This is a genomic window from Rhodanobacter geophilus (genome assembly GCF_040812275.1).
Classification (GTDB): Bacteria; Pseudomonadota; Gammaproteobacteria; order Xanthomonadales; family Rhodanobacteraceae; genus Rhodanobacter_A; species Rhodanobacter_A geophilus.
On record NZ_JBFOHL010000003.1, the window covers coordinates 218154 to 231712 of the forward strand.

General features: G+C 68.3%; 16 protein-coding genes. 8 read left to right on the forward strand and 8 right to left on the reverse strand.

Annotated features, from left to right (window positions below; genetic code table 11):
• Window positions 1-108 precede the first annotated feature (108 nt).
• Window positions 109-372: a 30S ribosomal protein S20 gene (rpsT, locus tag ABQJ56_RS05120; RefSeq protein ID WP_077483432.1), complete on the forward strand. Its 264-nt coding sequence runs from the start codon at window positions 109-111 to the stop codon at window positions 370-372.
• A 181-nt stretch (window positions 373-553) separates the two neighbouring features.
• Here rpsT and radA read toward each other — a convergent pair whose 3' ends face one another.
• The 7 genes from radA to ABQJ56_RS05155 all read right to left on the reverse strand — a co-directional run bounded on the left by radA (window position 554) and on the right by ABQJ56_RS05155 (window position 6763).
• On the reverse strand, window positions 554-1930 hold the full coding sequence (gene radA / locus ABQJ56_RS05125) for a DNA repair protein RadA (RefSeq protein WP_367843909.1): 1377 nt from the start codon (window positions 1928-1930) through the stop codon (window positions 554-556).
• Between the two features lie 140 nt (window positions 1931-2070).
• On the reverse strand, window positions 2071-3159 hold the full coding sequence (gene alr, locus ABQJ56_RS05130; protein WP_367843910.1) for an alanine racemase: 1089 nt from the start codon (window positions 3157-3159) through the stop codon (window positions 2071-2073).
• Window positions 3160-3319: 160 nt separating this feature from the next.
• A complete protein-coding gene (locus tag ABQJ56_RS05135) occupies window positions 3320-4714 on the reverse strand; it encodes a replicative DNA helicase (RefSeq protein WP_367843911.1) in 1395 nt (464 codons plus the stop codon).
• A 221-nt stretch (window positions 4715-4935) separates the two neighbouring features.
• Window positions 4936-5388 (reverse strand): 50S ribosomal protein L9, encoded by a 453-nt coding sequence (gene rplI, locus ABQJ56_RS05140; RefSeq protein WP_367843912.1) that lies wholly within the window; start codon window positions 5386-5388, stop codon window positions 4936-4938.
• Between the two features lie 106 nt (window positions 5389-5494).
• On the reverse strand, window positions 5495-5725 hold the full coding sequence (rpsR, locus tag ABQJ56_RS05145) for a 30S ribosomal protein S18 (protein ID WP_008213232.1): 231 nt from the start codon (window positions 5723-5725) through the stop codon (window positions 5495-5497).
• Window positions 5726-5739: 14 nt separating this feature from the next.
• A complete protein-coding gene (gene rpsF / locus ABQJ56_RS05150; RefSeq protein WP_077483438.1) occupies window positions 5740-6156 on the reverse strand; it encodes a 30S ribosomal protein S6 in 417 nt (138 codons plus the stop codon).
• 280 nt (window positions 6157-6436) lie between these two features.
• A complete protein-coding gene (locus ABQJ56_RS05155; protein ID WP_367843913.1) occupies window positions 6437-6763 on the reverse strand; it encodes a HesB/IscA family protein in 327 nt (108 codons plus the stop codon).
• Window positions 6764-6930: 167 nt separating this feature from the next.
• On the opposite strand from ABQJ56_RS05155, the gene asnS reads away from it, so the two are divergent.
• The 7 genes from asnS to ABQJ56_RS05190 all read left to right on the forward strand — a co-directional run bounded on the left by asnS (window position 6931) and on the right by ABQJ56_RS05190 (window position 13115).
• Window positions 6931-8346 carry an asparagine--tRNA ligase gene (asnS, locus tag ABQJ56_RS05160; RefSeq protein WP_367843914.1) on the forward strand — a complete coding sequence of 472 codons (1416 nt, stop codon included), beginning with the start codon at window positions 6931-6933 and terminating at the stop codon, window positions 8344-8346.
• An 8-nt stretch (window positions 8347-8354) separates the two neighbouring features.
• Window positions 8355-9263: a MalM family protein gene (locus tag ABQJ56_RS05165; RefSeq protein WP_367843915.1), complete on the forward strand. Its 909-nt coding sequence runs from the start codon at window positions 8355-8357 to the stop codon at window positions 9261-9263.
• A 2-nt stretch (window positions 9264-9265) separates the two neighbouring features.
• Window positions 9266-9580 (forward strand): hypothetical protein, encoded by a 315-nt coding sequence (locus ABQJ56_RS05170; protein ID WP_367843916.1) that lies wholly within the window; start codon window positions 9266-9268, stop codon window positions 9578-9580.
• Window positions 9581-9609: 29 nt separating this feature from the next.
• Window positions 9610-10398: an SDR family oxidoreductase gene (locus ABQJ56_RS05175; RefSeq protein ID WP_367843917.1), complete on the forward strand. Its 789-nt coding sequence runs from the start codon at window positions 9610-9612 to the stop codon at window positions 10396-10398.
• Window positions 10399-10541: 143 nt separating this feature from the next.
• A complete protein-coding gene (locus ABQJ56_RS05180; protein ID WP_367843918.1) occupies window positions 10542-12008 on the forward strand; it encodes an aldehyde dehydrogenase in 1467 nt (488 codons plus the stop codon).
• A gap of 13 nt (window positions 12009-12021) precedes the next feature.
• Window positions 12022-12687: a carbonate dehydratase gene (can, locus tag ABQJ56_RS05185; protein ID WP_367843919.1), complete on the forward strand. Its 666-nt coding sequence runs from the start codon at window positions 12022-12024 to the stop codon at window positions 12685-12687.
• Entirely contained in the window at window positions 12684-13115 is a 432-nt protein-coding gene (locus tag ABQJ56_RS05190; protein WP_367843920.1) for a RidA family protein, read from the forward strand. The genes can and ABQJ56_RS05190 overlap by 4 nt, the downstream gene beginning before the upstream one ends.
• A gap of 65 nt (window positions 13116-13180) precedes the next feature.
• On the opposite strand, the gene ABQJ56_RS05195 is transcribed toward ABQJ56_RS05190, so the two are convergent.
• Window positions 13181-13453 (reverse strand): hypothetical protein, encoded by a 273-nt coding sequence (locus ABQJ56_RS05195; protein ID WP_367843921.1) that lies wholly within the window; start codon window positions 13451-13453, stop codon window positions 13181-13183.
• Window positions 13454-13559 lie beyond the last annotated feature (106 nt).

Genomic DNA, 13559 nt, shown 5'->3' on the forward strand with positions numbered 1-13559 from the left:
GCAGGCAATGCCCTGTCCGCAGCCGCCTAAATGCTTGACGCATGGGCGAATCGCCCGCATAATCCGCCTCTTTCTCCACCCTGCAACCCGCGATTCGGGAGTTCTACCTTGGCCAACATCAAGTCCGCGAAGAAGCGTGCGCGCCAGTCCGAGCAGCGCCGCCTGCGCAACATCAGCGCCCGTTCCATGGTCCGTACCGCGCTGAAGAAGGTCGTCAAGGCCATCGAGGCCAAGGACAAGGCTGCCGCCGTCGAGGCCTTCGCCGCCGCCCAGCCGGTGATGGATCGCTACGCCTCGCGCGGCCTGATCCACAAGAACAAGGCCGCCCGCCACAAGAGCCGCCTGAACGCGAAGATCCGCGAACTGGCGTAAGCCGGCTCCATCGCGCGTCACGAAAAGCCGGCCTTGGCCGGCTTTTTTGCGTTCGCTTATCTCCCCTCCCCCGCCTGCGGGGGAGGGGGCGGGTGAGAGGGCGCACGACTTGCCTCAACCACCCTGCCAGCCCGAACCCTCTCCCCCAACCCCTCTCCCGGAGGGAGAGGGGAGCAAGGCACTACCGGCAAGCGTCGATCGCCTGCCCCAGCCGCTCCACCCCCACCACTTCCAGTTCGCCCACGCGGCCGGACTTCGGTGCGTTCGCCTTCGGCACGATGGCGCGGCGGAAGCCGTGGTGCGCGGCTTCCTTCAGGCGTTCCTCGCCGTTCGGCACCGGGCGGATCTCGCCGGACAGGCCCACCTCGCCGAACGCGACGGTCTTCTCCGGCAGCGGGCGGTCGCGCAGCGAGGACAGCACCGCCAGCAGCGCCGGCAGGTCGGCCGCCGTCTCCTGCACGCGGATGCCGCCCACCACGTTGATGAACACGTCCTGGTCGTAGGCGGCCACGCCGCCGTGCCGGTGCAACACCGCCAACAGCATCGCCAGGCGGTTCTGCTCCAGGCCCAGCGCCACCCGGCGCGGATTGCCCAGGCTGGACTGGTCCACCAGCGCCTGCACCTCGACCAGCAGCGGCCGCGTGCCCTCGCGCGTCACCATCACCGCGCTGCCCGGCGTGGGGCCGGCATGCGCGGAGAGGAAGATCGCGGAGGGATTGGGCACTTCGCGCAGGCCCTTGTCGCCCATCGCGAACACGCCCAGCTCGTTGACCGCGCCGAAGCGGTTCTTGAACGCGCGCAGCACGCGGAAGCGCGAACCGGACTCGCCCTCGAAATACAGCACCGCATCCACCATGTGCTCCAGCACGCGCGGGCCGGCGATGCCGCCCTCCTTGGTGACGTGGCCGACCAGGAACACGCTGGTGCCGGTCTCCTTGGCGAAGCGCGTGAGCCGCGCCGCCGACTCGCGCACCTGCGACACCGAGCCCGGCGCGGCGGTGAGCAGTTCCGTCCAGATCGTCTGGATCGAATCGATCACCAGCACGCGCGGCCGCGCCGCCACGGCCTGTTCGAGGATGCGCTCGATGCAGGTTTCGGCCAGTGCCTGCAAGGGCTCCAGCGGCAGGCCGAGGCGCTGCGCGCGCGAAGCCACCTGCGCCAGCGATTCCTCGCCGGTGACGTAGACGCTGGGCAGCTGCGCGCCCAGCGTGCCCAGCATCTGCAGCAGCAGGGTGGACTTGCCGATGCCGGGATCGCCGCCCACCAGCACCACCGAACCCTCCACCAGGCCGCCGCCCAGCACGCGGTCGAGCTCGCCGATGCCGGTGAGCGTGCGTGCCTCGGCCGTCATGGCGACTTCGGTCAGCGGCATCACCTTGCTGGCGCCCGCCGCCTTGCCCGCGTAGCCGCCGCGCGCCGCGCCCGCCGACTTCGCCGCCGGCTGCAGCACGATCTCGGAGAGCGTGTTCCACGCCCCGCACTCCACGCACGAGCCTTGCCACTTGGGATGCTCGGCACCGCAGTCGGTGCAGACGTAGGCGGTCTTGGCCTTGGCCATGCTGAGGTTCCTCGTGAATAGTGCGGTCATGGATGACCGCCTCTTGATCTTCGCACTCAAGGACGAGTGCAAAAGTCATGCGGCCAAGAGTAACCGGCGTCCATCGCAGGCGACGAGACGGCATGCAGCCGGGTGGCGCGTCAGCCTTCGTCCTCGACGAACAGCACGCGACGGGTCATGCCGCAGGTGAGGTCATAGGAAATCGTGCCGGCCTGGGCGGCGATGCTTTCGACCGGCAGGCCATCGCCCCACAGGGTGACGCGGTCGCCCACCTGCGCCTGCGGCGCCGTGCGCAGGTCCAGCGTGATCAGGTCCATCGAGATGCGGCCGATCAGCGACACGCGCCCCCCGCCCACCAGCACCGGCGTGCCGGCCGCGGCGCTGCGCGGATAGCCGTCGCCGTAGCCCACCGCTGCGACACCGACCGGCATGTCCTCGGGACAGGTCCACGTGCCGTTGTAGCCGATGCGCTCGCCCTTGGCCGTCCGGTTGATCGCGACCAGGCGCGTGGCCAGCGTCATCGCGGGACGGAAGCCGAAGTCCGCCCCGCTCTTCCCTTCCACCACGGAAAGTCCATACAGCAGGCCGCCGCTGCGCACCCAGTCGGCGCGCGCGCCGGGCCAGCCCAGCACGGCGGCCGAGTTGGACAGCGAGCGCGGGCCGTCCAGGCCGCGCGTCGCCTCGTCGAAGCGTGCGATCTGCACGCGCGTGGCGTCGCCGTCGAACACTTCCGACTCGGAGAAATGGGTGAGCAGGCCGATCCCGGGATCGACGCCGGGCATCCCGGCAAGCCGCGCATGCACTTCGGCTGCGCACTCGGGCGCGAAGCCGAGCCGATGCATGCCGCTGTCGATCTTCAGCCATACGCGCAACCGGCCGCGCCGCGCACTGGCCTCGGCCAGCCAGGCCAGTTGCGCCTCGTGATGGATCGCCGCCTCCAGCCCCAGTCGTTGCATTTCGGCGATGTCGCCGGGTTGGTCGGGACCGGACAGCACCACGATGCGCTGGCGATGACCCGCCGCCCGCAGGCGCAGACCGTCGCCCAGCGCGGCCACCGCGAAGCACTCGGCCTCGGCGTCCAGCGCGCGCGCCACGCGCTCCAGGCCATGGCCGTAGGCATCGGCCTTGACCACCGCCATCACCTTCGCCGGCGCGGCCATGGCCTTGATGCGGGCGAGGTTGTGGCGCAACGCGCCCAGATGGATGGTGGCGACGGTGGTGCGGCTCATGGAGTGGAGCGGGGAACGAGGAATGGGGAACGGGGAACGGGGGACACACGATGGACAGGCAGGCCACGGTTCGCGCAGGCATCTTCGGCCATGTCGGACGACAGGCCACAAGCCCGCGCAACCGGCCCATTCCCCATTCCCCGTTCTCCGTTCCCCGCCCTCACTCGAACGCCCCCACGAACGAATCGGCGGCGTAGTTCTCGAACTTGGTGTAGTGGCCGAGGAAGGTGAGCTTGACGGTGTCGGTGGGGCCGTTGCGCTGCTTGCCGATGATGATCTCGGCCAGGCCCTTGTCCGCCGATTCCTTGTTGTAGTACTCGTCGCGGTAGATGAACATGATCACGTCGGCGTCCTGCTCGATGGCGCCCGACTCGCGCAGGTCGGACATCATCGGTCGCTTGTCGGCGCGCTGCTCCAGCGAGCGGTTCAACTGCGAGAGGGCGATCACGGGCACGTTCAGTTCCTTGGCGAGCCCCTTCAGTGAACGCGAGATTTCTGAAATCTCGGTGGCGCGGTTCTCCTTGTTCCCGGGCACCTGCATCAGCTGCAGGTAGTCGATCACGATCAGGCCCAGGCCGCCGTGCTCGCGATGCAGGCGGCGCGCGCGCGAACGCAGTTCCACCGGCGACAGGCCCGGCGTGTCGTCGATGAAGATCTTCGCCTCGGACAGGATCGCGATCGCGTTGGAGACGCGCGGCCAATCCTCCTCGGCGAGGTCGCCGTTGCGCAGGTGCTGCTGGTGGATGCGGCCCACCGAGGAGATCAGGCGGAACGCCAGCTGCGAGGCGGACATTTCCATCGAGAACACCACCACCGCCTTCTTCGCGCGCAGCGCGGCGCTCTCGGCGATGTTCAGCGCGAACGCGGTTTTGCCCATCGAGGGGCGTGCGGCCACGATGATGAGGTCGGACGGCTGCAGGCCCGAGGTGAGGTTGTCGAGGTCGCTGAAGCCGCTGGTGATGCCGGTGAGCTGGCCGCGGTTCTCGTAGCGCTCGGTGAGCAGGCGGAACGCGTCCTTCACCGCCTCGCGCATGGAGACGGAATCCTTCTTGCCGCGTGCGCCGGACTCGGCGATCTTGAACACCGCCTGTTCGGCGTTCTCCAGCACCTCCTGCACGCTCTTGCCCTCGGGGCGGTAGCCGTCCTCGGTGATGCCGGTGCCGGCGTCGATCAGCTGGCGCAGCACGGACTTCTCGCGCACGATCTCCGCGTAGGCGGCGATGTTCGCCGCGCTGGGCGTGCCGTTGGCCAGCTCGATCAGGTAGCTTGCGCCACCCACCATCTCGGCCAGGCCGTTGGCCTCGAACCAGTCGCCCAGGGTCACCGCGTCGCAGGGCATGCCCTTGTTCGCCAGCTCGTTGATCGCGCGCCAGATCAGGCGGTGGTCGCGACGGTAGAAATCCCCCTCGCCCAGGCGGTCGGCCACCTTGTCCAGCGCGTCGGGGGCCAGCATCAGGCCGCCCAGTACCGCCTGCTCGGCGTCGATCGAATGCGGCGGCACACGCAGCGCCTCGATGGCCGGTGACGAAGGCTTGCGTTCGGGCACGAAGGACATCGGACTACCTCGGAAAGACGAACCGGCCGCCGCCGCGGCAGGCGCTGACGCGCGGCAGCGGACAAGACCCACATGATGCGCGGCGGCGTCTCACGGGTCGAGATGGAATCCTGTGGAAAAGCTGGGGAAAGTTGGGGATAAAGCGGTGCCCGCACGCTTCCGGTCATCCAAAACGAACGGGCGCCCGAAGGCGCCCGTTCGCAGAACGTGTGGCGGCGGCCTTACTTCTTCTCGCCGACCACGATCACCTTGACGCTGGTCTGCACGTCGGCGTGCAGGTGGATCGCCACCTCGAACTCGCCCGTGTTGCGCAGCGGGCCTTCGCCCAGGATGACTTCGCCCTTGTGGATGTCGTGGCCGACCGCCTGCAGCGCCTCGGCGATGTCGCGCGGACCCACCGAACCGTACAGCTTGCCTTCGGGGCTGGCGTGCGCCTCGATCGTCACCGACACCCCGGCCAGTTTCGCCTTGCGGGCCTCGGCCTCGCTCAGCATGTTGTTGGCGCGGGCCTCGTACTCGGCGCGGCGCTGCTCGAACGCGGCGAGGTTGGCGGCATTCACGCGCACCGCCTTGCCCTGCGGGATCAGGTAGTTGCGGCCGTAGCCGGGCTTCACGCTGACCTTGTCGCCGAGGTCGCCCAGATTGCGCACTTTCTGCAGAAGGATGAGTTCCATGGGTATTCCTTTTCGTTAGCGCCGGGAGGGCCGGCGCAGCCGTGGACGGTTGTCCGAAGGTCCTGCTTTCGGCCCCTCCTCCGTAAAGAAGAAGGGAGCCGGAGCATCAGACGTCGTGGTTGTCGGTGTACGGCAGCAGCGAGAGGAAGCGTGCGCGCTTGATCGCGGTCGCCAGCTGGCGCTGGTAGCGCGCCTTGGTGCCGGTGATGCGGCTCGGCACGATCTTGCCGTTCTCGGTGATGTACTGGCGCAGGGTGTTGAGATCCTTGTAGTCGATCTCCTTCACCTTCTCCGCGGTGAAACGGCAGAACTTGCGGCGGCGGAAAAACTTGGACATGGTCTGGGCTCCTTTCAGTCGTCGCTGTCGCGATCATTGCCACGGCTGTCGCCGTCGCCGTCGCTGTCGTCGTCGCGGCGGCGCGACGAGCGGGCGTCATCCTTCTCCTTGCTCTTGAGGATGAAGGACGGCTCGGTGTCGGCGGCGTCGCGCTTGATGACGAGGTGGCGCAGCACCGCGTCGTTGAAGCGGAAGCCCGACTCCAGCTCGTTCAGCGCGTTCTGGCCGACTTCGATGTTCAGCAGCACGTAGTGCGCCTTGGCCAGGTTGACGATCGGATAGGCCAGCTGGCGGCGGCCCCAGTCCTCCAGGCGGTGGATCTTGCCGCCGTCGGTCTCGATCAGCGCCTTGTAGCGCTCGATCATCGCCGGGACCTGTTCGCTCTGGTCAGGGTGGACCAGAAACACGACTTCGTAATGTCGCAGGGACATCGTGGTTCGACTCCTTGTGGATGCGGCCGGAATGGCCTCGCAGCCTCCCGCCGGATGCGGTGAGGCAAGTGTCCGTCACACCCCTTGCGGGGCGGACAGAAGCGGAATTGTAAGTGGAGCGCGGGTATCGCGCAAGCGATTGAATTCAATAGTGCGGCCAGGGATGGCCGCCCGTTCGGCCTTCGCGATCAGGGACGAGCGCACGAGACTTGAAGCGTGCGGCCATGGGCGGCCACCCGTTTGACTTGTGCGCTCACGGGTGGGCGCACAAGTACCGCGCTCAACCCACCGTGAAGCTCTCGCCGCAGCCGCACTCGCCGGTGGCGTTGGGGTTGTGGAACACGAAGCTGGCGTTGAGCCCCTGGCGCTGGAAGTCGATCACGGTGCCGTCCACCAGCGGCAGGCTCTTGTCGTCCACCACCAGCGGCACGCCGTCGATGCTGACCAGCCGGTCGCCCTCGCCCACCGACTGGGCCAGGTCCACCACGTAGCCGAAGCCGGAGCAGCCGGTGCGCTTCACGCCGAAGCGGACGCCGGCGGCGCCGGGGGTCTGCGCGAGGAACTGGCGCATGCGTTCGCTGGCGGCGGGAGTGATCGTGATGGTCATGGCAGGCAGGGCTTCGTGCGAAAAGCGGGAATCGCGCACGCCGGACGGGTCGCGGCGCGGGCAAGGGCTACATTATCATGCTGGTTTGTCCACGCGCTCCGCGGGATGCGCGTTCCAGCGATTTCATGCACCTACGAGATGTGGTGCACCAACGGGAGTTTCAATCCATGACGGCGGTCCGCCCCACGGCATGCAGTGTGAAGCAGGCACTTTCCGGCAAGCTCGAGGCCGGCAGCGCCGTGACCGTGCGCGGCTGGGTGCGTACCCGCCGCGACTCCAAGGCCGGCCTGTCCTTCGTCAGTGTCAGCGACGGCTCCTGCTTCGACCCGATCCAGGCGGTGGTGCCGGCCACGCTTTCCAACTACGAGAGCGAGGTGAAGCACCTCACCGCCGGCGCCGGCGTGATCGTCTCGGGCACGCTGGCGCCTTCGCAGGGCAAGGGGCAGGCGTTCGAGATCCAGGCCGACAGGGTCGAAGTCACCGGCTTCGTGGACGATCCGGAAACCTACCCGATCCAGCCCAAGCAGCACTCGATGGAGTTCCTGCGCGAGGTGGCCCACCTGCGCCCGCGCACGAACCTGTTCGGCGCGGTCACCCGCGTGCGCCACACCATGATGACGGCGATCCATCGCCATCTCACCGAGCAGGGCTTCTTCTGGATCAACACGCCGATCATCACCACCTCGGACGCCGAAGGCGCCGGCGACATGTTCCGCCTGTCCACGCTGGACCTGGCCAACCTGCCACGCACGCCGGACGGCAAGATCGACTTCCGCAAGGATTTCTTCGGCCGCGAGGCCTTCCTCACCGTGTCCGGCCAGCTCAACGTGGAGGCATATTGCCTCGCCATGAGCAAGGTCTACACCTTCGGCCCCACCTTCCGCGCCGAGAACTCCAACACGCCGCGCCACCTCGCCGAATTCTGGATGGTGGAGCCGGAGATCGCCTTCGCCGACCTCAACGACAATGCCGACTGCGCGGAAGGCTTCCTCAAGGCGATCTTCAAGTCCGTGCTGGAGGAACGCGCCGACGACATGGCGTTCTTCGCCGAGCGCGTGCTGCCCGAGGCCGTCTCCCGGCTGGAAACCTTCATCGCCCAGCCGTTCGAGCGCATCGACTACACCGAGGCCGTGGAAATCCTCAAGAAGTCGGGACAGAAATTCGAGTATCCGGTGGCCTGGGGCATCGACCTGCAGACCGAGCACGAGCGCTACCTCGCCGAGAAACATATCGGCCGCCCGGTGGTCGTAATGAACTACCCCGAGGCGATCAAGGCCTTCTACATGCGCCTCAACGACGACGAAAAGACCGTGGCGGCGATGGACGTGCTGGCGCCGGGCATCGGCGAGATCATCGGGGGTGCCCAGCGCGAGGAGCGCCTGGATCATTTGGACGCCCGGATGGCCAAATTCGGACTCGATCCTGCCACCTATGGCTGGTACCGTGACCTTCGCCGATATGGCACGGTGCCGCATGCCGGCTTCGGCCTCGGTTTCGAGCGCCTGCTGGTCTACGTCTGCGGCCTCTCCAACATCCGCGATGCCATCCCCTATCCGCGTGCCGCGGGGACGGCCGAATTCTGAGTACTGCCATGAAGCATCGGTTCCCCACCCTGGCCCTCGCCCTTGCCGCCCCCCTGCTGCTGGCCGGCTGCCATACCGTGAAGGACCTGGTGCCGACGAGCCTGGTGCCGCCGAATCTGCGCCCGCCGGAGAACAACGACGACCCGCTCAAGCAGGCGCAGCAGCGCCTGCTCGATGCCACACCCTGCTGCACCAGCTTTGCCGACTTCTCCTACCAGAACCTGCTGCCGCGGCAACCACAGCCGTTCACCCTGGGCAGCGGCAGCAGCGTGGCGAGCATCAACGGCACGCACAGCTACTTCCTCGCTTTCCGCCTGCCCGAAGGCGCCAAGCTGCCCTACCGCGTGGCGTTCAAGTCCGAATTGAACGGCCGCTGGCTGAAGTCCAGCTACCTGTTCGCACCCACCGTGGTACTGCTGGACAGCGGCTTCCAGCCGATCGGCTCCGGCGACATCTCGCTGTGCGAGCACATGGGCTGGAGCGATGCGACCTCCGGTGCGTTCGGCAGCTATACCGTCGACACCAAGCAGGCACGCTACCTGCTGGTCTACAGCTCGGCCGACCAGCAGACCGGCAAGACCTACTGGGAACAGTCGCCCACGACGTTCTCCACGCAGGCCACCTCGACCAGCATGCCCACGCTGGACATGAACCCCAGCGGTTCCTTCAGCGTGCCGCACGGCCCTGATGGCACCGTCTGGGTGGGCATGATGAACAGCACCTATGCCAAGGCGGTGGACAACGCGGTCTGCAAGAAACCGCAGGCAGGGGACGGCGTGCTGAACACCTTGCGCAGCGCCCTGCCGCTGCCATGGAGCAGCAACAACAACGGCAACGGCAACGGCAACACCAGTACCAGCAACACCAGTACCAGCAACACCGGCAGCGGCGACGCCGCCAAGGCCAAGGGGAGCTGAGCGTGCTGGCCATCTACCTGGGCCTGCTGTTCGCCGGCGTCGCGCTGTTCGTGCTCTCCTACGTGGCGCCGTTCCGGGTCGCCACGCTGATGCGCCTGCGTTACCCGCAGCACTGGCAGGTGGTGACCGAGTCCGCCAAGGGCCGGACCGGTCCGCTGCAGACCTGGATGCGCATGCAGTACGTGCTGCGCTCACCGGCACTGCCGGCACTGCAGGACCGCGACATCGACCGCTGGCGCGGCGTCTGGCGCTACAGCCAGTGGCTGGGCTGGCTGTGCTGGCTGGCCGCGCTGGCGATGCGGCTGCGCTGGGGCTGACCGCCGTACACGACCACGGAGCAACGCCCATGCAACTGCAACTCGACGGCCGTCATGCCCTGGTCTGCGGCGCCTCGCAAGGCATCGGCCGCGCCAGCGCGATCGAGCTGGCCGCGCTGGGCGCGAGCGTCACCCTGCTGGCACGTCGCGCCGAAATGCTTGCAGCGCTCGCTGGCGAGCTGCCACGCACGCACGCTGCACAACGCCACGATTATCTTGCCGTCGACGTGGGCGATGCCTCTGCGCTGCGCGCGCAGGCCGAGGCGCTGGTCGCGGCCTCGCCGGTGCACATCCTCGTCAACAACAGCGGCGGCCCGCCGCCCGGCAGCGTGCTCGACGCCACGCCCGAGGATTTCCTCGCCGCCTGGCGCCAGCACCTGCTGGCCTGCCACACGCTGGCGCAGGCCGTGGTGCCCGGCATGCGTGCGGCCGGCTGGGGTCGCATCGTCAACGTGATCTCCACCTCGGTGCGCGAGCCGATTCCCGGCATCGGCGTGTCCAACACCACGCGCGGTGCGGTGGCCAGCTGGGCCAAGACCCTGGCTGGCGAACTGGCACCGTCCGGCATCACCGTCAACAACGTGCTGCCCGGTTCCACCCGCACGCCGCGCATCGAGCAGATCGTCGCGGCGCGCGCGCAGAAGAGCGGCAAGGCGGCCGCCGAGGTGCAGCAGGCAATGGAGGCCGAGGTGCCGATGCGCCGCTTCGCCGAGCCGGCGGAAATCGCCGCCGCAGTGGCCTTCCTCGCCTCGCCTGCCGCGAGCTATATCACCGGTGTCAGCCTGCCGGTGGATGGCGGGCGCATGCGTTCGCTTTAGGAGGGCGGGATTCGGGATACGCCAAGGCACCGCAAGCATGCGTCCGGCCCCGGCATTGCCGTATCCGCCACGCCCGACCTCCCGCCTCGAACGTACCCCTGCGTCCGGTGCAATCACGGGCTTCGCAGCGTAAGCTTGGCCGGATGCCCCTACCGCGCCTCGCCAATCTGATCGACGGCCGCCTCGTGCCGCCGCGGGCCGATCGTTGGCTCGACGTGTTCGAGCCGGCCACCGGCGAAGTCTTTGCCCGCTGCCCCGATGCCGACGCCGGCGATGTCGCCGCCGCGGTCGAGGCCGCGCACCGCGCCGCGCCGGACTGGGCCGCAATGCCGGCCGAGCAGCGCGCCCGCCTGCTGCAGCGCCTCGCCGACCTGATCGAGGCCAGGCTCGAGGAACTCGCCGCGCTGGAATCGCGCGACAGCGGCAAGCCGGTGAAGCTCGCGCACGGCGTGGACATCCCGCGCGCGGTCAGCAACCTGCGTTTCTTCGCCGCCGCGGTCACGGCATGGGGCAGCGAGTCGCACGCGATGGCGCTGGGTCCAGCGGATCAGGGTGCGATCAATTACACGCTGCGGCAGCCGCTGGGCGTGGTGGGCTGCATCAGCCCGTGGAACCTGCCGCTGTACCTGTTCACCTGGAAGATCGCGCCCGCGCTGGCCGCCGGCAACGCGGTGGTGGCCAAGCCCTCGGAAGTGACGCCATGCACGGCCGCCCTGCTCGGCGAGCTGGCCATCGAGGCCGGCCTGCCGCCCGGTGTGCTGAACATCGTGCACGGCCGCGGACCCTCGGTGGGCCAGGCCATCGTCGAGCATCCGCAGGTCAAGGCGGTCTCCTTCACCGGCAGCACCGCCACCGGCGCGCACATCGCGGCAGCGGCCGCTGCGCGCTTCAAGAAGCTGTCGCTGGAGATGGGCGGCAAGAACCCGGCGATCGTGTTCGCCGACGCGGAGCTTTCCGACGCCCACCTCGACACCATCGTGCGTTCGGGCTTCGCCAACCAGGGCGAGATCTGCCTGTGCGGTTCGCGCCTGCTGGTGCAACGCTCGGTCTATGCCGGTTTCCGCGAGCGCTACCTGGCGCGCGTGCGCGCGCTGCGCGTGGGTGACCCGAACGACGCGGCCAGTGACCTCGGCGCCCTGGTCTCGAAACCGCATTACGACAAGGTGCTGGCCGGCCTGGCCACGGCGCGCGCGGAAGGCGGCCGCGTGCTGTGCGGCGGCGAGGCGGTGCGCGTGGACGGCCGTTGCGCCGGCGGCTGGTTCGTGGCGCCCACGGTGATCGAGGGCCTGCCGAACGAAGCCGCCACCAACCAGCAGGAAATCTTCGGCCCGGTGGTGACGCTGATCCCGTTCGAGGACGAGGCCGAAGCGCTGGCCATCGCCAACGGCACCGGCTACGGCCTGGCCGCCTCGCTGTGGACGCGCGACCTCGCCCGCGCGCACCGGCTCGCCGCACAACTGGAATTCGGCATCGTGTGGATCAACTGCTGGATGCTGCGCGACCTGCGCACGCCGTTCGGCGGCGTGAAGCACTCCGGCGTCGGTCGCGAAGGCGGCGCCGAGGCGCTGCGCTTCTTCACCGAGCCGAAGAACGTCTGCATTCGCTACTGATACGGGACCGTCGATGCATTCATTGAAAGACCTGCTGGAAAGCAACCGGCGCTGGGCCGCCAGCGTCACCGCGCAGGATCCGCACTTTTTCGAGAGCCTGTCGCGGCAGCAGGCGCCGAAATACCTGTGGATCGGCTGCTCCGATTCGCGCGTGCCGGCCACCCAGATCGTCGACCTGCCGCCGGGCGAGATCTTCGTCCACCGCAACGTGGCCAACGTGGTGGTGCATACCGACCTCAACGCGCTCAGCACCATCCAGTTCGCGGTGGACGTGCTGAAGGTCGAGCACATCCTGGTGGTGGGCCACTACGGCTGCGGCGGCATCGGCGCGGTGCTGCAGGAAAGCCGCCTGGGCCTGATCGACAACTGGCTGCGGCACGTCACCGACGTGGCCGGCAAGCATGCCAGGGTGCTCGATCGCAGCGTGGCGTTCGAGCTGCGTCATGCGCGGCTGTGCGAGCTCAACGCGATGGAGCAGGCGATCAACGTCTGCGGCACCACCATCGTCCAGGACGCCTGGGAGCGTGGCCAGAAGCTCGCCGTGCACGCCTGGGTCTACGGTCTCTCCGACGGCCACATGCACGACCTCGGCCTTGACGTTCCGGGCCGCGAGCAGTTGCCGGCCGCCTGTGAAGCCGCGCTGGCGCGGATGACCGAACGCTGGAATACGCCGGCATGAGCGACGTAGTGCGCACCGACGCGGCACCGGCGCCGGTGGGTGCCTATCCGCATGCGCGGCGCGTGGGCAACCTGCTGTTCCTCTCCGGCGTCGGTCCGCGCCAGCCGGGCAGCAACGCAATTCCCGGCAACGTGCATGATGCCGACGGCAGGCTGGTGGCCTACGACATCGAGGCGCAATGCCGGCAGGTGTTCGCCAACGTGCGCGCGGTGCTGGAAGCCAGCGGCGCCCGCTGGGAGGACCTGGTCGACATCACCGTGTTCCTCACCGACATGGCGCGCGACTTCGACGCCTACAACAAGCTGTACGCCGAGCACTTCGCCGGCGTGGGCGCCTGCCGCACCACACTGGGCATCACCGCGCTGCCCACGCCGATCGCGATCGAGCTGAAATGCGTGGCCGTGCTTGCCCGCTGCGACCATTCCTGACTGCACAAAAAAGCCCGCCGGCGAACCGGCGGGCTTTTCAGGAAGGAGACTCCGGCGACTCGTGATCAACCGCCGCTGGAGGCAGTGGCAGGCGCCGCGGCCTTCTTGGCAGCCTTCTTGTGGCTCTTGTGGTGCTTGGCCTTGTGGTGGCTGGCAGTCTTGTGTTCGGTGCTGCTCATGGCATTGCTGGCGGCGGGAGCGGTGGTCTGCGGAGCGGCGGCGGGAGCGGCCTGCGCAGCCGGAGCGGCAGCCTGCGGAGCAGCCTCCTGGGCCAGCACGGAACCGGACAGGGCAACGCCCGCGACAATCAGGGAAGCGATCGCAAGTTTACGCATCATGATGGTGAACCTCGACGATATTGTTGTATCGCGAACCCGGCCGGAACCCGGCAACGCGGGTGGCGCGACGGCGTCACAATAGCAGCAACGCAGGCGCACCGGCACT